The organism is Acinetobacter lwoffii, assembly GCF_019343495.1.
In the GTDB taxonomy this organism is placed as follows: domain Bacteria; phylum Pseudomonadota; class Gammaproteobacteria; order Pseudomonadales; family Moraxellaceae; genus Acinetobacter; species Acinetobacter lwoffii_P.
In genome coordinates this window covers 760,908-783,456 of sequence record NZ_CP072549.1, presented here as the reverse complement: position 1 = coordinate 783,456, position 22,549 = coordinate 760,908, and the positions used below count along the sequence as shown (strand labels likewise).

Genomic DNA, 22,549 nt, shown 5'->3' with positions numbered 1-22,549 from the left:
TATAATTTTAGTTCAGGCCTGTGCTTATTTTCCTTAAGCTGGTACAGCCTTACGTCCTGCCTTATGCCGCGCAATAATCGTTTTCATGATTTGTGCTGTTCCATCACCGATCTGGAAACCGAGTACATCCCGCATACGCTGTTCCATCACACCACGGTCATAACCAGCATGGCCAAAAGTCAACAGACATTGATGAATCACATCATAGGCCAGTTTTGGCCCCCACCATTTACACATGCCTGCTTCAGAGGTATGTGGCAGATGATTGTCCTTGAGCCATAAGGTTTGCAGGCAAAGTAAGCGTGCAGCCTCAACCTGAGTTTCGTATTCCGCGAGAGGATGTGAAACTCCCTGAAAAGCAGTCAATGGCTGACCAAAAGCTTCGCGTTGCGCGGCATATTCCCAGGCTTCATCCAGACTCACCCGTGCAACGGCCAAGACCTGCAGGCCAATCAGTGCGCGTGAAAAATCAAAGCCCTGCATCACCTGCACAAAACCTTTGTTTTCATCCCCTAGACGGTGATTGACTGGCACGCGAACATTGTCAAAAAAGATTGAACCGCGACCAATGGCGCGCTGACCATGACAGTCAAAACGTGTGGTACTAATGCCCGGTAAATTCATCGGAACCAAGAGCGCTGTCACGCCATGCGCACCATCTTCATTGGCACTAGTACGGCCAAAAACAACAGATGCATCTGCCTGATCGGCCGCAGAAATTGAGGTCTTTTCGCCGTTAATCACATATTCGTCGCCATCACGTTCAATCTTTAAACGCAAGTTGGCTGCATCAGAACCGCCTCGCGGCTCGGTCAAGGCAATTGAAAAGATAGCTTCGCCTGCAGTAAGTTTTTTCAGCCAAGGCTCAACTACTTCAGGCTGACCATGTTCGGCTAGAATTTGGCCATTTAAAGAAGCCAACAAGTTGATATAGGAAAAACTTAAATCCGCTTTGGCAATGGCTTCATGGATAATTCCAGCCGCCAGTCTACCCATGCCCTGACCGCCGTATTGTTCCGGTAGTTCAGGTGCAATAAAACCCATTTCACCCATCTTTTTGACCAGATCACGGTCAAAGACTCGGCTTTGGTCGCGTTCCAGAAAGCCGGGAGCAATATATTTCAGGGCAAATTTTTCTGCTGTTTCTGCCAAAAACTCGAGTTCTTCAGTGATATAAGGATTCTTTTTCATGGAGCAGTCTCCTTATTTAGCATATTTACGGAATTCAGGCTGACGTTTTTCTTTCAGTGCATTGACTCCCTCACGAGACTCCTCAGTATCGTAATAAAGTTTCAGCGCATACATGCCCATGCAAGCAATACCCGCCTGATGTGCGGTATCCATATTGAAACTGCGTTTGGCAATTGCAATGGCAGTCGGACTACGCTGACAGATTTCTTCAGCCCAGGCCTGCACTTCGGCATCCAGTTGATCGGCCGGTACGCATTTATTCGCCAGACCCATTTCCACAGCTTCCTGACCAGAATAACGGCGGCACATATACCAGATTTCACGGGCCTTCTTCTCACCTACCACACGCGCTAAAAATGCCGTGCCATAGCCCGGATCAACCGATCCCATTTTCGGACCAACCTGGCCAAAAATGGCTTTGTCTGAACAGATGGTCAGGTCACAAATGGTTGCCAACACATTGCCACCGCCAATAGCATAGCCCTGTACGCGTGCAATTACCGGTTTAGGTACATCGCGGATGGCGGTATGCAACTCTTCCATCGGTAAGCCGATCGTTCCACGGCCATCATAATTGCCATCGTGTGCAGACTGGTCACCACCGGTACAGAAAGCTTTCTCACCCGCGCCTGCCAATACAATTGCACCCACGTTACGGTCATAACCTGCTTTATTCAATGCCTTGATCAGTTCGTCACAGGTGGTGCCACGGAAGGCATTCATTTTTTCCGGACGGTTAATTGTGATCCAGGCAACACCTTTTTTAACTTCATATAAGATATCTTCAAAATTCATTTTCTTTACATCCTGTACTGTTTTTATCTATCTGATTGAACTGTGTTTATTATGAGATTTAATGATGATGTCCGTTTAACCGTTCATGGTTAAACCGCCAGAAACACTGAGTACCTGCCCGGTAATAAAGCTGGCGTCATCACTCAAGAAAAAGGCAATGGCAGAAGCTAAATCATCCGGCTGACCCAAGCGACCCAGCGGAATGGCACGAATAAAGGCTTCACGTAATTTTTCCGGATTTGATGCACCTTCAGTCACGCCTGCAAGCAAAGCCGTATCGGTGGGTCCCGGGCAAATCACGTTTATTTTGATGTTGTGACGTGAGTGTTCACGTGCCAGCGTTTTAGAGAAAGATAACAAGCCGCCTTTACAGGCCGCATAGACTGCTTCACCTGAAGAACCGACCCGAGCTGCGTCAGAAGCAATATTGACAATACTGCCGGAATTGCGTTCAACCATGCCTTTCAGCACTACAAAATGCATATTCAGCATACCGACCAGATTAATCTGGATCAGTTTTTCCCATTCCTGCGGATTGGTTTTAACAAAAGGTTTAAAAATATCCCAGCCGGCATTGTTGACCAGTCCATCAATTGGACCGAGTTCAGTTTTGGTTTTTTGAACCGCCTGCTCAACCACGTCCATTTGGGTAATATCACACTGAATTGCCAGTGCCTGACCATATTGATTGATTTCATTTGCCAGCTTTTCAGCCGCTTCCAGATTCATATCGAAAATGGCAACTTTGGCGCCTTCCTCTGCCAGACGTCGGCAGGTGGCTGAACCAATTCCGCCTGCTCCGCCTGTCACAATCACAACCTTGTCTTTTAGTCCTTTCATTGCTCATCCCTACGCTATTTTGTTGTCGAATTTAATTGGCTGTTGTTTTAATTCGGTGTGTTTTATCTAAAATAGAAAGAGATTGAATTTATGTCAATGCATTTACATAAAATAATAATTATAAATTATTATTTATATATTTATCATTAACTTAATATTTTTAATTATTCAATGTATTGACCTATATTGTTTTTTGGCTTTAGATTAATTTGAATCCGACTTCACTCTAGGGCCAAATTATGTCTTTTGCATGACAGATAATTTATTCCTTTAAAATTAGGAAGAAAACCTTAGATATTTGACGAGTGAGCGCAATGGAAGTGAGGAGAAAAAGAGAGATTTCCAAACCATAAAACTGATTGACTCAGAATTTAAATAGGAAAATTTCTGCAAAAACACTATGATTTTTAAATCAAATTATAATAGAAACTGGTTTGTGCGAAAAAGCGATAGGTTATACTCTGCGCGGCTCGGCTATTTCAGTTTTGAGGATGTCCAATATTGTGAGTGATACGTTGTCAAAAAAATATGATCAATCCTTATATTCTGCTCATAACCGGCTTTTTTTCCGGCTGTTTCAGGTGGGCAACAGCCTGGACCGCAAGTGCCTCAATGAGCTAAAAATATCTCCAGTACATTGGGCCGTGCTGGGTGCTTTGTCCCGTCCAAAAGTTAAATCAGGAATGTCTTTTTCTGATCTGACCGAATATCTTGGGGTAAGCCGGCAAAACCTGGACGCAGTATTAAAGCGTCTGGAACGTGATGGTCTGGTGGAGCGGGTCATTAGTGAACAGGACCGGCGCGCTAAAATTGTTGCGCTGACGGCTGAAGGCTTGGAAACATGGGACAACTTGCAAGCTGATTTCTTTGATTTTTATGGTCAGGCCTTAAATAAACTGGCCTTTGATGATGTGGTTACCCTGATTCATCTGCTCAATAAAGTAAATGATGGTTTGAAAAGTATTCATCTGCATAAAGAAGCAGATCAGGAATAAACAAATAGAAATTCAGCTTTAATTGAAGAGTATAAAAAAGAGCCTGTATTCAGGCTCTTTTTTTGAAGTTGAAATTATGCTTTTTGTGGATCGTATTGACGGTCTTTGATGAAAATCCCGGACACTGCCCCACATAAGAAATAAGCACCGCCCATAATCAGGAAGCCTAGACCAATTGAACCACCGCTGGCTGCCGCGCCAATAATCGCAGGTGCAAACATGGCGCCAATACGACCTGCATTATAAGCACCCCCTACTGCAGTACCACGAATCGAAGTGGCAAAGCTTTCCGTCATATAAGTGGCATTAATCGCATATGGAATACCATACAGGAATCCAAAGAAAATCAGCAGATAGGCAATGTTATCTGGCGTATTGAATAGCACAATCACGGGCAGGAAAATCGCCGTTCCAATTGCTCCAAACGAAAAGACAGCGCGTCTACCCAGACGGTCTGCAGCAAAGCCCGCCAGAATTTTTCCGAAAATCATGGCTACATAGGTACCAATCATATAGCCTGCCATGGATTTAAAATTCATGTGCAATTCAGATTCCAGATATGCCGGCATCCAGTTGTTTACGCCATAGTAGCCAAATTGCAGAAAACCGGCCGTAAAGATCCACAAAATAAACATTCTGCGATTCGCAGGATCCGCGAAAATCTCTTTGACTGTGCTTTTTTTGGCTGGTTGCTGTGCTGTGATTTCAGCTGGGGCATATAGACGCTGCAAACGTGCACGCTGCCAGGATTCTGGCTCAGGAACCAGTTTCTGGATAAAAATCGCCATAATCGAGGGAATAATGGCAATAAAAAATAGGGTTCGCCAGCCATATTCTGGAATGATCCAGCCTGCCAGTACAGTGGCCACAATATAACCAACGGTCCATCCTGCCTGTAAGGTACCTAAAACCGTGGTGCGATATTCAGTTGGAACATATTCAGCCATGAGCGTATTGGCTGCAATATATAAAGAGCCTATGCCAAAGGCAGAAAGGAAGCGTAAAACAGCGAACTGTTCAAAGTTTTGTGCAAAGCCTAAGGCTGCGGTCAATATAGAAAATACCAGAATCGAAATGACCACGGTACGTACACGACCTAGACGGTCACAGGCCCAGCCACCTATAAAGCCACCAATCGCCATACCTGCTAAGGTAAAACTGCCCAGTGCACCGGCCTGCAGATTACTGAGACCAAACTCTGCTTTCAGGCTATTTAAACTGAAAGACAGCAGCAACATGTCCGCGCCATCCACCAGTAAAGCCAGAAAGGCGAAAATAAAAGCAATTTGCTGGGTTCGTTTGGTTGTGGGTTTAATCTTTTCTAATTCTCTCGCTAAATCCGTCATATTTAAATCTCTGTTTTCCTATCCTTAGGTTTTCATGATCTTTTTATATTTAAAGCTATTCCGCTAATGAATATGCTTTAAGGCTAATCCGTTTTTAATTCACCTGATTGACTCCTTTTTTAATCCTGTCCGGGAGATCGTTTTTTCCTTTTTATCAGTTACCTCTTGTTCCTCATTCATGCTTATATTTGCATCAGGCTAAAGAAAATAAGATGAATATTCAATCATTTTGGATATTTTATTTTGTTATGCGAAATTTATTATCATAAAGTTGATTGTTCTTTCATTTTCATATAGCTTTAAAAAGAGGGATTAGAACGATATGTCATTTGAATAAGATCGAACAGGGAGCGTAATAATGGGTGCCTTAACAGGATTTCGTGTACTGGATTTAAGCCGGATTTTGGCTGGGCCCTGGTGTAGCCAGATTCTGGCTGATCTGGGTGCAGAAGTGATCAAGATTGAAAAACCGGATCATGGGGATGATACCCGTATCTGGGGACCACCCTGGCTTAAAAATAATCAGCAGCAAGATACCCATGAATCGGCTTATTACCTGTCAGCCAACCGTGGCAAGCATTCGGTTGCAATCGATTTATCTACACCTGAAGGTCAAAGTATTATCAAAAAGCTTGCTGAACAAAGCGATGTAGTCATTGAAAACTATAAAGCCGGTTCGTTGAAACGATATGGGCTGGATTATGAAAGTCTGAGTCAGCTAAATCCGCGACTGGTATATTGTTCTATTACCGGTTTTGGCCAGAACGGTCCGCGTGCGCAAGAGCCGGGCTATGATTTTATCGTTCAGGGAATGGGCGGCATGATGAGTGTCACTGGCGAACGTGATGACCTGCCCGGTGGTGGCCCGCAAAAAGCAGGTCTGGCCTTTGCCGATTTGACCACCGGCTTATATGCCGCAATTGCCATTCAGGCGGCTTTGTTGTCCCGTGAGAAAACCGGTGAAGGTCAGTATATTGATATGGCGCTGTTAGATACCCAAGTTGCTTCCCTCTCTGTTCTGGCCATGAATTATCTCACCTCAGGCAAAGTACCCGGTCGCTTCGGAAATGCGCATGCCAATATTGTGCCTTATCAGGTGTTCAAAGCCCAGGAAGGTGAATTTATTATTGCCTGCGGCAACGATCTGCAATTCCAAGCTTTGTGTCAGGCCGTTGGTTTGGCTAAGGTGGCAGAAGATCCTCGCTTCTTGAAAAATTCAGGACGTGTTACACATCGTGAAGAACTGACCACAGTTCTACAGGCTCATTTCTATACTCGACCGGCAAAAACCTGGGTAGATTTAATCCATGCGGTTAAAGTGCCGGTCGGAATGATCAATGACCTGAAACAGACTTTGCAAGAAGAACAGGTATTGGCACGCGATATGGTGATTCAGATGCCGCATACTTTACGTGAAGATTACACCTCAATCGGTTCACCGATCAAACTCTCCAAGACACCGGTAGAATATAAAAAGGCCCCACCTTGTCTGGGTGAAGATACCGATGCCATTTTGAGTCAATATTTAAGTTCTGCTGAAATGGAAGAACTGAAAAGCAAAAAAGTTATCCAGCAGCGATAAGCCTGCAAGCAGTAAAAAAGGAATCTTGCGATTCCTTTTTTATTTTAAAGATAATGGATTAGATCATTCCTTAACAGACCTTAGCGCTGGGCTGAACAGTACGAGGCAGTTCACGACGCAGAATTTTGCCTACTGCAGACTTTGGTAGTTCGGACACAAATTCAATGTATTTCGGCAATTTATAACTGGTCAGTTGCTGCTTCAGATAAGTCATGATTTCATCTTGGGTTAGAGTTTCATCCTGTTTCACAATAAATGCCTTGGGTACCTGTCCAGATTTTTCATCATCAATACCAATCACTGCACATTCCAGTATCTTAGGGTGTTTGGACAGTACGCCTTCCAGCTCATTGGGATAAACATTAAATCCGGAGACCAGAATCATGTCTTTTTTGCGGTCCAGAATGGTGATATAGCCTTGTTCGTCCATACAACCGATATCACCTGTCAGGAAGTAACCATCTTTGGTAAATACCTGTGCTGTTGCTTCCGGTTGCTGCCAGTATCCTTTCATCACCTGTGGACCACGTATGGCGATTTCTCCAGCCTGATTAAGCTCTACAGGTTCTCCTTCATCATTCAGAATCAGAATTTCAGTCCCTGCCAATGGCAAGCCAATCGTGCCACTAAATCGCCGGCTTAAAGGCGGGTTAAAAGTTGCAGTCGGTGAAGTTTCGGAAAGCCCATAACCTTCATAAATCTGGCAGCCTGTGACCTCATGCCATAACTCTGCCGTATTTTTCAAAATAGATGCCCCTCCGCCGGTTGTGGTTTTCAGGCGTGAATGATCCAGTTCACGGAAAGGTGAATGATGCGCCAAGGCATTAAACATGGTATTCACCCCGGGGAAAACAGTGGGTGGATGTTTCTGGTATTGATCCGCCAAAGCATCCAGATTTCTCGGATTTGGAATCAGGACATTGGCGAAACCACGGCTTAAACCATAACTGAACAGGCAGATGGTAAATCCATAAATGTGATACAGCGGCAAGGCACAGAATACATATTCATTTTCAGTGGCATAGCGGTCACCAAAATGGCTGATAAATACGGTACTGTTCTGGGCGATATTAAATAAAATATTGCGATGGCTTAGTTCCGCGCCTTTAGAAACCCCTGTGGTACCTCCCGTGTATTGCAGAATGACCGTATCTTCCTGATGCTGTACAGGTGGTTCAAAATCAATAATCTCTACCTGATTTATTGCCTGTCTAAAGTCAGAAAACTGTTTATCTGGATATTGTGCTGCCTGACTATAAATAGCACTTGGCTGCTCTTGAATAAAATCTAGCGGATACGTCGAAATGACATATTTAAGTTCAGGACATTCATCTAGTGCTGTTAATTGCTCTAAAGTCTGTCCCAGGATAATCAAAGCTTTAGCACCTGAATCCTGTAGCTGATGAAAGAGCTCGCGCTGGGTATACATGGGATTGACATTGACCAGTACATAACCGGCACGAATAATCGCAAAAGTAGCAATTGGATATTGAATAATATTCGGCAACATCACCGCAATACGGCTGCCAGCAGTCAGCCCAAGACTCTGTAAATAGCTTGCCAGTTTCTGGCTATACATATCGACATCTTGATAGCTGAATTTTCGATCCAGATAGATAAATGCGGTTTTATCCTGAAATTTCACCAGATTATCAGCAATTGTCGTGCTCAGGGTCTTCTCAGGATCTGGCCGGGTAAACTCCGGATTGATATTCCACTTTTTATATTCTTCCATCCATGGCTGACTGCTCATGACTATACTCCTGTCCTGGATTTACATTTATTTTGTATTGTTGAAACTATAAGATTTTGATTTTAATTAAATATTTTTAAACTACTTTCTGCTGTCTCGATTCAACATACTGATAGTGATAACCGCTACGAATAAAATGCTGATTTTTATCCCTAAATGAATGAGCATAATCCGGCCAGACCAAAGTCAGCTTACGACTGACCGGGTCCAGATACCAGCTTTTACAGCTTTCTGATAACCAGACACTGCCTTGGGAAAGCTGCTGTAACTCCTGCATATAGCGATTTTCAGCATCTTGATCAGCTTCAAAGACCTGAATCTGTTCCTGTTCAAAAAACTGCAAGGCATCCAGTACCAGATCAAATTGGGTTTCCAGGAAATAAAGCGCTGAGTTATGCCCACTTCCGGTATTTGGACCGTTTAAGATAAACAGATTCGGAAAGTTATGGACTGTCGTAGATTGATAACCCTGCATACCACTAGACCATTGCTGCTCAAGGCTTAAGCCATGTTTACCTACCACCTTTGCCGCATAAGGTGGACGTGCTGCTTCAAATCCAGTAGCAAAGACGATGATATCTCCAGAAAACTCATTGCCGGACTTACTGATCACACTATCTTTCGTAATTTCAGCCAAAGCTGAGTCTTCAAGCGTGACATTGGGTTTTAGAAAAGTCGGATAATAATCATTGGACAGCAATAAACGCTTGCAGCCCGGTTCATAATTCGGTGTGAGTTTCTGCTGTAATTTAGGATCTGAAATCTGGTGTTTCAAGAATTGCAGGCAGTTTTTCTTGACCCGCTCGATCTGGCTTTTCAGATTACGGCGCTGGGCAAAATTATATTCATTGCCCCAGAACAAGGAATGTCTTAACTCTGCCATGCTGTCCGGATCTTTGCGGAAAAGCTGTTTTTCTGACTCAGAATAAGGTCGGTCTGGTCGCGGCAAGATATACGGTGCACTGCGCTGCAATACGGTCAGGCTTTTGGCTGTTTTGGCAATTTCTGGTACAAGCTGTATGGCAGAAGCACCTGAACCCACTACAACTACGCGCTGGTTTTCCAGATTTACTTCGTGATTCCAGCGTGCAGAATGCATCACCTGACCTTGGAATTCATCCAGTCCTAGAATTTGAGGTAAATGTTCATCTGCCAGATGTCCAGTAGCGGTGATTAGAAATTCTGCTTCATAAGAACCTTTAGATGTCTGAATATTCCAGATACGTTTTTCGGCATTCCAGCTGGCTTTTTCCAGTTGAGTCTGAAAATCGATATGTGGCCGGATATTTTCCTGATCACAGCATTGAATCAAATAGCGCTGAATTTCTGCCCCTTGCGGAAAGACACGTGACCAGTTGGGATTTTTAATAAACGAGAAAGAATATAAATGTGAGGGTACATCACAGGCGACACCGGGATAGGTATTATCACGCCATGTTCCGCCCACTTCTGCGGCACGTTCAATGATTTTAAAATCGTGAATGCCCTGCTGTTTAAGACGGATCGCCATGCCTAATCCACCAAAACCGCTGCCTACAATTAAAATCTTGCTGCGCTGTCCTTGAGCTTGCATTATTTTTCTCCTTTTTTTAAGGCATCATGGGCTGGATTTTCTGATTCGCCGGATACTGTTCTGGATGCTGGCTAAACTGGTTGATCAGTTGCACCACTTCCGCTGGCGCTTCAATATGGATTGCATGTCCTGAAGCTATTTCGATATAGCGGCTGTTCTGAATCGAAGCAAACAGTAATTTTGCTTGCGCTAAAGGCACCATCCGGTCTTCACGGCAAGCCACGATCAAAGTCTCCGCAGAGATGTTCGGCAAAATGGCGGTGATGTCAATGCGATAATTCAGTTCACGCTGTTTGGCTGCATCTTGAGAAGGCTTAACGAAGCGTGCCAGATCCAACACATGCTGTTCACTACGTGCAGACAAATAATCATCGCTATACAGGCAATAATTCACAAAATGCGGTAAAGCTGCGGATTGATCGTTAAATAGCTGTTGCCAGATCGTGGTCCGTAGTTGTTGCACCGAGCTGGTTTTTGCCCAACCGGCTAACAGAATCAAACGTGCCACGCGCTGTTTAAGACTCGCAGCTACTTGTGCAGCAATCACAGCACCAAGTGAATAACCCACCACAGTAATTGCTTCATCTTCTGCAACTGCATGCTGGATCAGTGCTTCAACTTGTTGACTAAAATCAGTCACTGCCAGATCGGCTTTATCTGGAGTATGCAAATCAAGCGATAAAACCCGCTGATGGATACCGAGCATGGGGAAAATATAGCTGAAATGTTTGTCCGTATTTCCACCCGTACCATGGATCAGAATGATGGTGGGATATGAGGATTTCTGTCCGACTTCATGAAAATTAAGCTGCAGATCAGCATAAGGACACTGTCGAGTAATCATGTCTAAATCCATATAGACTCCTGATCTTGTTGTTTTATGGTTTATTCAATATCCGAGAATAAATCTCAATATTTGAATTGGGTGAGGATGCAAAAATTATTAAAAAAGACCCACGACACGAGTATCGTGGGTCAAAAGGTTTAATCGAATTTGAACTCTTCAGGTTCAAGTAAAAACAGGCTTTCACCGCCCGCCTGAATATTGGCAAAGTGGGTTGAAGTTCTTGGCAAAATACGCGCAAAGAAGAATTGTGCAGTTTTGATCTTGGCTGCATAGAACGGATCAGTATTGCCTTCTTCAATTTTCTGCTGCGCAGTAATTGCCATTTTCAGCCACAAATAAGCGGACACGACATAACCAGAGAAATATAGGTAGTCAACTGATGCTGCCCCAATTTCATTGGCAGACTGTTGAGCCTGCTCCTGAATGGTTCTGGTTAATTTCAGCCATTGTTCAGTCAACTGGCTGACTTGTGCAACTTGCTGGCTGAACTGGACATGTTGCTGATGCTCTTTTACAAAGCCCTGAATTTCATCGGTTAATGCGGTCAGCAAACCCAATTTTGAGCCCAGCACTTTACGCGCCAGCAAGTCAATGGACTGAATTTCAGTAGTTCCTTCATAGAGGCTGGCAATACGTGCATCACGGGCAATCTGTTCCATGCCATGTTCAGCAATATAACCGTGACCACCGAAAATCTGCATACCATGTTTAGCCGCTTCTATGCCGGTTTCGGTCATTAATGCTTTGGCAATAGGGGTTAATAATGCTAGACGGTCTTCAGCTGCTTTCTTTTCTTCCGGGCTGTCAGTGGCTTCAGCGATATCGGCATAGGTCGCCAGATAATATGCAAGTGCACGTGAACCTTCTGCAAACACCTTTTGAGTCAGCAGCATGTTACGTACTGCCGGATGCACGATAATCGGATCTGCAGGTTGGCCTGGCGCTTTCGCACCTTCAAGTGAACGCATCGCCAGACGGTCTTGGGCATAAGCCAATGCCCCCTGGTAAGAAGACTCTGCTGCTGCCAAGCCTTGAATGGCTGTACCGATACGTGCCGAGTTCATAAAGGTAAACATGCAGTTTAGGCCGCGATTTTCAGGCCCAATCAGGAAACCTTTGGCATTATCAAAATTCAGCACACAGGTCGCATTGCCATGAATACCCATCTTGTGTTCAATTGCGCTACACACCACGCCATTACGGGAAGCCACATTACCAGCTTCATCCAGATTGTATTTCGGCACAATAAACAGCGAAATACCTTTGGTTCCCGCAGGTGCATCTGGCAAACGTGCCAATACGATATGCACGATATTTTCAGCCAGATCATGTTCACCGGCTGAGATAAAGATTTTCTCGCCACTGATGCTATAGCTGCCGTCTTCATTTGGCACTGCTTTGGTACGGATTAAACCTAGGTCAGAACCGGCATGAGATTCAGTCAAGCACATGGTTCCAGTCCAGCGGCCTGCAATTAAAGGTACCAGAAACTTCTGTTTCTGTTCATCGCTACCGTGGTGCTCTAAAGTACGCATGGCACCATGGGACAGGCCTGGGTACATGCCCCAAGACCAGTTCGTTGCGGTAATAATTTCAGAAATGGCAATACGGTATAAGGTCGGGAAGCCCTGACCGCCATATGCTTCGTCACCAGTTAATGAGGTAAAGCCGAGTTCTACATATTTGTCATAAGCTGCTTTAAACCCATCCGGGGTGGTTACGACGCCATCCTGCAAACGGCAACCCTGCTGGTCGCCTGTCGCATTAATCGGTAGAAGTTCGTTTTGGCAAAAGTCCGCAGCGACTTCCAGATATTGCTCCATAATATCCATAGAAACCTTGTCTGCGAATTTTGCATAGCCCTGATATTTCTGTTCAACGTTTAACAGGTCTTTCAGGACAAACTTCATGTCTTTTAATGGCGCAATATAATTTCTCATCGTAATTCCCTTGTATGAGTTCTAATTTGTATATTTATGACAATTAATTTCATAATACGAAATTATGTTTTAAATCCACTATAATATAATTTAAAGAATAAAATCTAGTCATTCGATGAAATTTCCCATTTAAAAATAAAAAATATACAGGATGAAAAAAGCCATTCATGGTGGAATGGCTTTTCTATTCAGCGACTTCACTAAAGTTGATTAACGTGGAAAAAATTGAGCTAAACGTTGCTGAACAATCTGCTCTGCCTCCTGCATGATATTTTCGATCAGCGCCTGACAAGTCGGAATGTCATGAATCAATCCCATCACTTGACCTGCAGTCAGTACACCAGCATCAATATCGCCATTTTCTAAAGCGAGCTTGCCTTTTAAACCGCTGACATAGGGACGAATCTGTTCAAATTGCAGGTTTGGATCTTCACTCATTTTCACCACAAGATCAGATACCGCATTTTTGGCAACACGGGCAGTATTCCTGAACTGTCGATACAGCAGATGTGTCGCCCTTTCATCATTATCGACATAGAACTGTTTGATGTTTGAATGGATCGGCGCTTCCTTAGTGGCACAAAAGCGTGTACCCATATTGATGCCTTCAGCACCTAAAGCCAAAGCTGCGACCAGACCACGGCCATCAGCAAAACCGCCACTGGCCACAATCGGCACAGTAAGCTGATCCGCAGCGGCAGGAATTAAAATCAGGCCAGGAATATCGTCTTCACCCGGATGGCCCGCACATTCAAAACCATCAATCGAAATGATATCCGCACCGATTCTTTGTGCTGAAAGCGCATGACGGACGGAAGTACATTTATGAATGACAATAATGCCGTGTTGCTTAAACGCCTCAATATGTTCATGTGGCTTGTTGCCTGCTGTTTCTACGATTTTGATACCACTTTCAATAATGGCCTGACGATATTCGGCATATGGCGGCGGATTCACAGCGGGCAATAAAGTCAGATTGACAGCAAAAGGCTGATCCGTCATTTCTCGGCAGCGTGCAATTTCCTTGACCAAGGCTTCAGGCGTCGGTTGAGTCAATGCCGTTAATGTTCCCAAGCCACCAGCATTAGAAACTGCACTGGCCATTTCTGCGGTACCGACCCACATCATACCGCCCTGAATAATCGGATAGCGAATGCCTAAAAGCTCGGTAATACGGGTCTGAATTTTCATAAATGCTCTCCTTAGCATCCGGTAAATTGTGCAGGGCGTTTTTCGACAAAAGCCTGGACACCTTCTTTATAGTCCTGACTGCTCAGAGCCAGATATTGCAGGTTTTGTTCCAGTTCCAGTTGCTGGTCCATGTTATTTTCAGCACTGCGTTGTAAGGCCTGTTTGGTTAAAGCCAGCGCATAAGTCGGCTGTTGAGCTAATCGCTGTGCAATGTCGTCGATATAAGCATCAAATTCTGTATCTGGAAGCATTTTCCAGATCATGCCCATTTCAGCGGCCTCTTTGGCATGCACCGGTTCCCCCAGAAAAGTCAGTGCCATGGCACGTGCATAACCGATTAAACGTGGCAACATCCAGGTGCCACCGGCATCAGGAATCAAGCCAATTTTAGAAAAGGCCTGAATAAATCGGGCACTTTCCTTGGCAATGACCAGATCACAGGCCAGCGCGATATTGGCACCTGCACCAGCAGCCACACCATTCACTGCTGCGATTACCGGTTTGGGACTCTGGCGGATCAGATTAATCAAGGGATTATAGTATTTGGCCAGCGAGCCTTGCGGTGGCAAAGGCACATTGCCGAGCTGTCCAGCACGTTCTTTTAAATCCTGTCCCGCTGAAAACGCCCGGCCTTTGCCGCGAATCACAATCACTCGAATATCCGGATCTGTATTCCAGTTTTTCAGCACCTGCTGCACTTCCTCATGCATTTGCCGGTTAAAACTGTTGAGTGAATCCGGACGGTTAAAGCTTAAGGTTGCGACGCCTTGCTGAACCTGAGTTTGAATCGTTTCCCACATCATCAATTTCCTTATTTTTTTGCCTGTATCCCTACAATTAATAGCCTTTATTGACATCTACCTGATGGCACAAATCCAGCCCGAGATTTAAGCGTCGGTCATTTTCCAGAATCTGTTCCACTACCACAGACATGGGTGCATGTGAGGCGACATGTGGCGTAACTAAGATCTTTTCATGCTGCCAGAATGGATGTTCAGCAGCTAATGGCTCCTGTTCAAATACGTCGACAATTGCACCACGTAACTGGCCGGACTCCAGTGCATTGAGTAGATCCTGCTCGATTAAATGCTGCCCACGACCCACCTGAATAAGAGCAGCCTGATCGGGTAATTTTTTAAATAGCTGTTCAGATAAGATGCCAGTATTGTCTACAGTTAAAGGCATTAAATTAATCAAAATCTGGCTGTGGGCCAGGAACTCGGAAAGCTGTTCTTGGCCTACATAGCTTTTGACCTGAGCAATCTCTTTTGGGGAATTGGACCACCCAGACACCTGATAGCCCATGTCGGCAAAATGTTTTGCCACATAACCACCCATATGGCCAAGGCCCATAATCCCGATCTGGATATGATGGCTATAACTTTGACGATACTGTTTCCATAGCTGCTGCTTTTGCTGCTGGATCATGCGGTCAAAATAACGCTGGAAATACAGCACGCCCCAGAGCAGATAATCAAACATGCCCTTTTGATGATGTGGATCCAGTACCCGGCAGACTGACTGGTCAGATCTAATCTCGTTTAAATTTAAATGTTCGACCCCTGCAGCAATCGAATGAATCAGGCCAAGTTCTGGAAGCTTTTTGAGTTTTTCCAGATCTGGAAACCACGAAGCTGCTGTGGTCGCCTGTTCAGCTTCCGGGCTGTCCAGTGTACAAAAACTACCCTCAGGCGCATATTTCTGAAAAGACTTCACCAGAATGACTTCAATATTCGGCACAGTACTGGATATTACAATCATGATGCATACTCCGTATATTGATGCTCAATCAAGGATAACGCAGCCTGCCAGGCACGCTGTAAAATCGGTTCAACCAAAGGACTGGCGAACTGCTTGGCGGTTTTAATTCGGACTTCTTCTGCTGGATAATGCAGTTCGGCACCGCCACTTAAGGCTTTCACCTGTGCCTGACAGGCACGCTCAAGGAAATAGATTTCATGAAAGGCCCGTGCAATGGTTTCGCCAGCTGTTAAAAGTCCGTGATTGCGTAAAATCATGGCGCGATGGCCGCCTAGGTCCTGAATCAGGCGTTCTTGTTCATCTGTTGAAAGTGCCACGCCTTCATATTCGTGATAGGCCACCTGCTGATAAAACTTCATGGCGTGCTGGGAAATGGGCAGAAGTCCGTGTTTCTGTGCAGAAACTGCTATGCCATCTGCGGTATGCGTATGAATAACACAGTTCAGATGAGCATGTGCTTCATGAATCGCGGCATGGATGACAAAGCCTGCCATATTCACCGGCTTATCCTGTTCATAGCTTTCTACGACCTGCCCTTCATGATTAATCTTGACCAGCGTTGAGGCACACATTTTTTCAAAAGCGACACCATACTGATTAATCAGAAAACAGTCAGGCTGATCAGGGACTCTTAAACTGATATGGGTATCAATTAAATCAGTCATCCGGTAATGCGCAATAATGCGATAAAGCGCTGCGAGTTCACAACGTGCCTGCCATTCAGCATCTGTGACGAGATTTTTTATTGTCATCGTTCCATCCTGGAAAAATATAGCATTTCGATCACTATCTGTTATATCATAATTTTAGAAAAACAGAATATTATTTCATAAAGCGAAATAAATCATTACAAGGAGTTGATATGTCAACATCACAATTAAACGGACTCGAATATCTAACCGCAATTAAGAATGGGGAAATTTCCAGTTCAGCCATGAGTGAAATTATTCCCATGCGTCTGATCTTGGTGCGCGAAAACTATGTGGAATATGAGGTGCGTCCTGATCAGCGCCATTATAATTTACAGGGTGGTATTCATGGCGGCTTTTGTGCAACGGTTCTAGATAGTGCCACTGGCGCTGCCGTGCATACGACAGTAGATGCAGGTGTCAGTTTCTCGACCATTGACCTGAATGTAAAAATGCTGAAAGCGATGAAAAGCGGCGAAACCTATACAGCTATTGGTGAAGTCATCCGGATCGGGCGTAATGTACTGACCTCAGAAGGCCGAATTATCGATAAAGAAGGTAAAGTTTATGCTTTTGGTTCAGCGACTTTATTAGTCACTGCCCGTAAGTAAATCATTACAGTGATGTAATCAATCCCTGCATGTGCAGGGATTTTTATTTTGAAAGAAAAATCCCAATAAAGAATGCCATGCATATCATAGATACATGGCATTAAGACTATGACTAAACTGTTATGCAGCTTCAGGGTTTTCAATCACCATCGCCAAGCCTTGACCCAGACCGATACACAGACTAATCACGGCATATTTTTTACCGGTACGCTGTAACTGACGTGCAACGGTTAAAGCCAAACGCGCACCCGAACAGCCCAGTGGATGACCAATGGCAATCGCACCACCATTTGGATTGACACGCGGATCATCCAAAGCGACATCCAGACCTTTCAGGCAAGATAATACCTGACTGGCAAAGGCTTCATTAATCTCGATGATATCCATATCGTCTAGCGTCAAACCAGCACGTTGTACTGCCTTTTTAATCGCTTCAATTGGGCCTGCACCCATGATGCGTGGCTCAATGCCAGCGGCTGCAGAAGACAGGATACGAGCTAAAGGTTTTAAGCCATACTGTTCCTGCACTTTTTCACTGCCGATAATCAGTGCTGCAGCGCCGTCATTGATTCCTGATGCATTACCTGCTGTTACTACACCACCTTCAAATAGCGGTTTTAACTTGGATAAAGCTTCAAATGTTGAAGATGCACGTGGATGCTCATCCTCAGTAATTTGTTTAGGCGGCAATTTGCGTCCTTGAGAAACTTCAATCGGGGTAATTTCACCTTCAAAGAAACCTGATTCTTTCGCTACCTGATATTTTGCCTGTGATGCAGCGGCAAAGGTATCAGCCTGTTCACGGCTAATACCGAATTCTTCAGCCACGTTATCACCTGTTTCAGGCATACTGTGCGCGCCAAACTGATCCGTAAATTTACGGTTCGGGAAACGGGTACCAATCGTGGTGTCATAAATTTTGGCATCACGTGAATAAGCACTTTCTGCTTTGCCCATCACAAAAGGCGCGCGGGTCATACTTTCTACGCCACCAGCAATGTACAACTCGCCTTCGCCTGCAGTGATGGCACGTGCCGAATCAATCACAGCACCGAGACCTGATGCACATAAGCGGTTTACCGTCTGCCCCGGAACTGTTACCGGCATACCCGCTAACAATGCTGCAAAACGTGCCACATTACGGCTGTCTTCACCGGCCTGGTTGGTACTACCAAAGATTACATCTTCTACGTCTTCTGCCGGGATACCGGTTTTTTCCAGCAGGTTTTTAATGACTGTAGCTGCTAGATCATCTGGACGTACACTTGCCAGACTTCCGGCATGGCGACCGATTGGTGAACGTAAACCATCATAAATATATGCATTTAACATGAGTGTTATTCCTTTAACTTTTTAATTAATGTGTTGTATGAACAAGAGGCAGACCAAGCTGAACACGGCGACGCAACCAAGGACTTGGACGGTAACGCTGGTCACGGGTAATCGCAGTCATGCTATCCAGAATTTTCAGGATTTTTTCAGCACCCAGCACATCCCCCCATTCAATTGGGCCATATGGATAACCAAGGCCTAATTTCACCGCGATATTGATATCTTCCACCGTTGCAACGCCTTGCTGGGCAATATCACAGCCGAGATTCACAATCATCGCCAAAGCACGTTGAGCCACAAAGCCGACGCTTTCCTGAATTACGCTGGCGGTCACACCATCCAGATTGAAAATTGATTGGGCTGCTTTTACCAGCTCAGGTTGGGTCACAAAAGTTGGCATCAAGGTACGGTGTTTATGCAGACCATATAGCAGATCGATGCACACCACTTGCTGAGGTGCCAGCTGATAACGGACAGCGGCTGAAGTTGCATCTTCACCATAAGTGGCAATCAGGATTAAAGCCTCTGCTGAAGGTGTCTCAGTTTGCTCAATCTGGATATTGAACTGCTGCAGATATTGCTCAAGTGCCTGACGGTCTTCGTCATATTCGGTGCCTAGCCAGACTGATGGATATTGACTTAACTTTTCAACCAATGCTGGAGCAACATCACCTTCTTTGCTACCCGAAGTGTAATCATAGAAACCTTTACCGGTTTTACGACCTAACTGCTTGGCAATAAAACGCTGACGGGTAATCACGCTTGGACGATAACGTGCTTCTCCATAATACTGATGATAAATCGATTCACTCACCGGGTGCGAGACATCCATACCGGTCAGATCACCTAATTCAAACGGCCCCATTTTGAAACCGATTCCGTCACGGTAGATCCTGTCAATATCATAAAATGGTGTGACATTTTCATTCAAAATTGCATAGGCTTCGCTACCAAAGGCACGGCCGGCATGGTTAATGATAAATCCTGGAGTATCTTTTGCTTTGACCGGACGATGCCCCATTTTAATCGAGAGCTGGGTTAATGCTTCAATAATGTCAGCACGGGTATTAAAGCCTTCAATCACTTCGACCACTTTCATGAGTGGTACCGGATTAAAGAAGTGATAACCGGCAACACGTTCTGGCTGCTCACAGTTGGCAGCGATTGCACTGATCGACAATGAAGAGGTATTGGATGCCAGAATCGCTTCTGGTTTTATCATTCCTTCCAGTTGCTGCATCAGTTTTTGCTTGATTTCCAGATTTTCAATAATCGCTTCAACAATCAAGTCACAATCTTTCAGGTCTTCTAGCTGCTGCGCAGTCGACAGATGAGCAATATCTTCAGCGGCTTTTTCATGGCTGAATTTACCTTTATCTGCTAAGGTATTTAATGTTTTGGCCAGTTTATCCTGTGCCTGTTCGGCTGCCCCTTCTTTGGCATCAAACAGTACCACATCATGACCAGACTGAATCGCGATCTGGGCAATACCTGCACCCATCGTGCCTACACCAATAATGCCGATTTTCTGAATCTGAATACTCATGCTTATCGTCCCTGATAATTCGGTTTACGTTTTTCAATAAAGGCCTGCATGCCTTCTTTTTGATCTTCGGATGAGAACAGCATCTGGAAAGACTTACGTTCCAGGGTAAGTCCGGCATTAAGCGGCACATCTTCAGCCAGTAAAGCCACTTCCTTGATTTGTTCAAGCGCAATTGGCGGCATTTTTGCCAGACCTTCAGCCATCTTGATTGCTGTTGCAAGGGTTTCGCTGTCTTCCGTTACTTGAGACACTAGGCCAATCTGATAACCTTCCGGCGCTGGTATCAGACAACCCGTCATGATGATACGCATCGCATGGAATTTACCCACGGCACGGAATAATCGCTGGGTACCACCGGCACCCGGCATGACACCCACTTTCACTTCAGGCTGACCAAACTGGGCGCTTTTCCCGGCAATAATAATATCTGCATGCATCGCCAGTTCACAGCCACCACCAAGTGCATAACCGTTTACAGCTGCAATCACCGGTTTTGAACACTGTGCAATCGCCTGCCAGTAACGTTCAGTCCGGCGCTGCATCATTTGAATGGTTTCTGCATTGGCCAGTTCTTTAAGATCGGCACCTGCTGCGAAATCTGTTTCACCACCGGTAAGAATAATGGCACGTACATTTTCATCGTCATTCAGTTGCAAAAATGCCGCCGCAAGTTTCTGGCGAACTTCTGTATTCAGGGCATTTTTCGCTTCTGGTCGATGAATTTTAACCATCGCTACATGTGCTGAAACTTGTTCTACTTGAACGACCTGTTCCATTAAAATCTCCATTTATTTTGTATAGCGAAATTTTATTTTATATAAAACTAAGGTTTCTCAAGCTATAAATCAAGGATTTTTAACTCCAGAATTCAAAAAAGTTATTTTTTACTAAAAATAGAGTAAAAACTCTTGTTTAGATGGTTATTTTGTGATTAATTGATTTCGCAATACGGAATTAAATATTTTAAATGCAATCTGATTATCCATTTAAATGAATAATCACCATAAGGCAGAACTTAAAATTAATTTACGAAATCAAATTTTCCAGCAATGAGATGATTTTGATTTAGCGTAATAAAGTGAAAAATCGAATGTAGCCTGATAATAAATACAGCGGCTGTAGCGTTCAGGAGCAAGTCTGTTAAATCAGGAAAACTATGTTTCCGTGAGGAAGAAAAATGGATTTAGCGGTAGCAGAGGAAATGCTACTTTTAATATATAGAGGATATAAGAATGACAAGCGATACCATCGTAACAGGAGACAATAAAACCGATGTCTCCTCCACGGATACCATCAAACAGGCGCCAAAACGTCTATGGATGACGGCTTTTGTCTTTGCTTTTCTGATTTTGCTCTGTGACGGTGCAGATATCGGGATTCTGGCTTTCAGCCTGACCAGTCTGAAAGCTGAATGGGGATTAACTTCTGTACAGGCTGGTGCTTTAGGAAGTTATTCTCTTTTGGGTATGGGGATAGGAGGTTTTATTGGTGGATGGGCATGCGACAAATTTGGACGTGTCCGCGTCATTGTACTGGCCACCATCGCCTTCTCGATCTTGTCAGCCTACTCAGGTTTTGCTCAGTCTTATACTGAATTTGCAATTTTACGTACTCTTTCTTGCTTGGGTTTAGGCTGTTTATATATTGCCTGTAATACCCTGATGTCAGAATACGTACCGACCAAATACCGTACTACTGTACTGGCAACATTGATGACTGGTTTCACTTTAGGTTCATTGGTGATTACCATGATTTCAGGCTGGATTATTCCTGAGTTCGGCTGGCGTATGCTGTACTGGATCACAATTGCTCCATTAGCTTTGGGTATCCTGATGCACTTTATGGTGCCAGAGCCAGAATCATGGAAACGTGTCCGTGAAATGAAAAGAACTGGTCAGATTGTGGATAACGATACCAAAAAAGGTAATCCATACATCACCATTCTTAAAGATAAAACCCATGGCAAGATGTTTATCTTGTGGTCTTTCAGCTCCGGTTTCCTGTTATTTGGTTACTTCGGTGTAAGTAACTGGTTGCCAAGTTATCTTGAAGCTGAATTAGGCATTAAGTTTAAAGAAATGGCACTGTATATGGTGGGTACATTCATCACCATGATTTTTGCCAAAATCATTGCAGGTTATGTTGCTGATAAAATTGGTCGCCGTATTGTGTTTGCTTTCGGCACCATGGGAACAGCGCTATTTATCCCTGTCGTGGTGTATATGCATAATGCCGATAACATTGGCGTACTGATGCTAATCTTCGGCTTCCTGTACGGTATTCCATATGCCATCAATGCAACCTATCTAACCGAAAGTTTCCCGACTGGTGTTCGTGGTACAGCGGTGGGCGGTGCATTCAATATTGGTCGTATCGGTGCAATCTTCGCGCCAATTACGATTGGTTATCTTGCGATGCATGGTTCGATCGGTACAGGTCTGTTGGTAATGGGTGCAGCATATTTCCTATGCGGTTTGATTCCTGCCCTGTTTATTAAAGACCGTTTATACGATCCGCAAAAAGCAGAATAAACCCTACTTCGGAAGGCAGGTCAAAT

At 44.5% G+C, this 22,549-nt stretch carries 19 protein-coding genes; 4 read left to right on the top strand and 15 right to left on the bottom strand.

Annotation, left to right across the window (positions count from 1 at the left end):
• Positions 1 to 33: 33 nt before the first annotated feature.
• The 3 genes from aliB to J7649_RS03650 all read right to left on the bottom strand — a co-directional run bounded on the left by aliB (position 34) and on the right by J7649_RS03650 (position 2,826).
• On the bottom strand, positions 34 to 1,191 hold the full coding sequence (aliB, locus tag J7649_RS03660; protein ID WP_219309431.1) for a cyclohexanecarboxyl-CoA dehydrogenase: 1,158 nt from the start codon (positions 1,189 to 1,191) through the stop codon (positions 34 to 36).
• 12 nt (positions 1,192 to 1,203) lie between these two features.
• Positions 1,204 to 1,986: a 2-ketocyclohexanecarboxyl-CoA hydrolase gene (gene badI, locus J7649_RS03655; RefSeq protein WP_219309430.1), complete on the bottom strand. Its 783-nt coding sequence runs from the start codon at positions 1,984 to 1,986 to the stop codon at positions 1,204 to 1,206.
• Between the two features lie 75 nt (positions 1,987 to 2,061).
• Positions 2,062 to 2,826 carry a glucose 1-dehydrogenase gene (locus J7649_RS03650; RefSeq protein ID WP_180191018.1) on the bottom strand — a complete coding sequence of 255 codons (765 nt, stop codon included), beginning with the start codon at positions 2,824 to 2,826 and terminating at the stop codon, positions 2,062 to 2,064.
• Positions 2,827 to 3,329: 503 nt separating this feature from the next.
• Between J7649_RS03650 and J7649_RS03645 the strand changes: the two genes are divergently transcribed.
• On the top strand, positions 3,330 to 3,821 hold the full coding sequence (locus tag J7649_RS03645) for a MarR family winged helix-turn-helix transcriptional regulator (protein ID WP_064101545.1): 492 nt from the start codon (positions 3,330 to 3,332) through the stop codon (positions 3,819 to 3,821).
• 74 nt (positions 3,822 to 3,895) lie between these two features.
• Here J7649_RS03645 and J7649_RS03640 read toward each other — a convergent pair whose 3' ends face one another.
• Positions 3,896 to 5,167, bottom strand: a complete 1,272-nt coding sequence (locus J7649_RS03640; RefSeq protein WP_219309429.1) for an MFS transporter — start codon at positions 5,165 to 5,167, stop codon at positions 3,896 to 3,898.
• Positions 5,168 to 5,525: 358 nt separating this feature from the next.
• On the opposite strand from J7649_RS03640, the gene J7649_RS03635 reads away from it, so the two are divergent.
• Positions 5,526 to 6,749 carry a CaiB/BaiF CoA transferase family protein gene (locus J7649_RS03635; RefSeq protein WP_121979787.1) on the top strand — a complete coding sequence of 408 codons (1,224 nt, stop codon included), beginning with the start codon at positions 5,526 to 5,528 and terminating at the stop codon, positions 6,747 to 6,749.
• A 70-nt stretch (positions 6,750 to 6,819) separates the two neighbouring features.
• On the opposite strand, the gene J7649_RS03630 is transcribed toward J7649_RS03635, so the two are convergent.
• The 8 genes from J7649_RS03630 to J7649_RS03595 all read right to left on the bottom strand — a co-directional run bounded on the left by J7649_RS03630 (position 6,820) and on the right by J7649_RS03595 (position 16,566).
• Entirely contained in the window at positions 6,820 to 8,502 is a 1,683-nt protein-coding gene (locus J7649_RS03630; protein ID WP_219309428.1) for an AMP-binding protein, read from the bottom strand.
• A 76-nt stretch (positions 8,503 to 8,578) separates the two neighbouring features.
• A complete protein-coding gene (locus J7649_RS03625; protein ID WP_219309426.1) occupies positions 8,579 to 10,075 on the bottom strand; it encodes a flavin-containing monooxygenase in 1,497 nt (498 codons plus the stop codon).
• Between the two features lie 16 nt (positions 10,076 to 10,091).
• Complete coding sequence (locus J7649_RS03620) at positions 10,092 to 10,931, bottom strand: alpha/beta fold hydrolase (RefSeq protein ID WP_219309424.1); 840 nt, start codon at positions 10,929 to 10,931, stop codon at positions 10,092 to 10,094.
• Between the two features lie 128 nt (positions 10,932 to 11,059).
• Entirely contained in the window at positions 11,060 to 12,862 is a 1,803-nt protein-coding gene (locus tag J7649_RS03615) for an acyl-CoA dehydrogenase C-terminal domain-containing protein (RefSeq protein WP_219309422.1), read from the bottom strand.
• Positions 12,863 to 13,072: 210 nt separating this feature from the next.
• Positions 13,073 to 14,053, bottom strand: a complete 981-nt coding sequence (locus J7649_RS03610) for an NAD(P)H-dependent flavin oxidoreductase (RefSeq protein ID WP_005096900.1) — start codon at positions 14,051 to 14,053, stop codon at positions 13,073 to 13,075.
• An 11-nt stretch (positions 14,054 to 14,064) separates the two neighbouring features.
• Positions 14,065 to 14,853, bottom strand: a complete 789-nt coding sequence (locus J7649_RS03605) for an enoyl-CoA hydratase-related protein (protein WP_219310044.1) — start codon at positions 14,851 to 14,853, stop codon at positions 14,065 to 14,067.
• A 37-nt stretch (positions 14,854 to 14,890) separates the two neighbouring features.
• On the bottom strand, positions 14,891 to 15,814 hold the full coding sequence (locus J7649_RS03600) for a 2-hydroxyacid dehydrogenase (protein WP_219309420.1): 924 nt from the start codon (positions 15,812 to 15,814) through the stop codon (positions 14,891 to 14,893).
• The gene (locus tag J7649_RS03595) at positions 15,811 to 16,566 is read right to left on the bottom strand and encodes a class II aldolase/adducin family protein (RefSeq protein WP_219309418.1); all 756 of its coding nucleotides are present in this window, start codon (positions 16,564 to 16,566) and stop codon (positions 15,811 to 15,813) included. The genes J7649_RS03600 and J7649_RS03595 overlap by 4 nt, the downstream gene beginning before the upstream one ends.
• Positions 16,567 to 16,676: 110 nt before the next feature.
• Here J7649_RS03595 and J7649_RS03590 point away from each other — a divergent pair, with 110 nt between their 5' ends.
• On the top strand, positions 16,677 to 17,114 hold the full coding sequence (locus J7649_RS03590; RefSeq protein ID WP_005246335.1) for a PaaI family thioesterase: 438 nt from the start codon (positions 16,677 to 16,679) through the stop codon (positions 17,112 to 17,114).
• Positions 17,115 to 17,234: 120 nt separating this feature from the next.
• Here the strand turns inward: J7649_RS03590 and J7649_RS03585 are convergent, their stop codons facing one another.
• Genes J7649_RS03585 through J7649_RS03575 form a run of 3 tightly spaced genes read right to left on the bottom strand, consistent with a single transcriptional unit; the run spans position 17,235 to position 20,768 of the window.
• A complete protein-coding gene (locus J7649_RS03585) occupies positions 17,235 to 18,446 on the bottom strand; it encodes a 3-oxoadipyl-CoA thiolase (protein WP_219309416.1) in 1,212 nt (403 codons plus the stop codon).
• Between the two features lie 25 nt (positions 18,447 to 18,471).
• Entirely contained in the window at positions 18,472 to 19,992 is a 1,521-nt protein-coding gene (locus J7649_RS03580) for a 3-hydroxyacyl-CoA dehydrogenase (protein ID WP_219309414.1), read from the bottom strand.
• Positions 19,993 to 19,994: 2 nt separating this feature from the next.
• A complete protein-coding gene (locus J7649_RS03575) occupies positions 19,995 to 20,768 on the bottom strand; it encodes an enoyl-CoA hydratase (protein ID WP_219309412.1) in 774 nt (257 codons plus the stop codon).
• Between the two features lie 456 nt (positions 20,769 to 21,224).
• On the opposite strand from J7649_RS03575, the gene J7649_RS03570 reads away from it, so the two are divergent.
• Positions 21,225 to 22,523 carry an MFS transporter gene (locus J7649_RS03570; protein ID WP_005096906.1) on the top strand — a complete coding sequence of 433 codons (1,299 nt, stop codon included), beginning with the start codon at positions 21,225 to 21,227 and terminating at the stop codon, positions 22,521 to 22,523.
• Positions 22,524 to 22,549 lie beyond the last annotated feature (26 nt).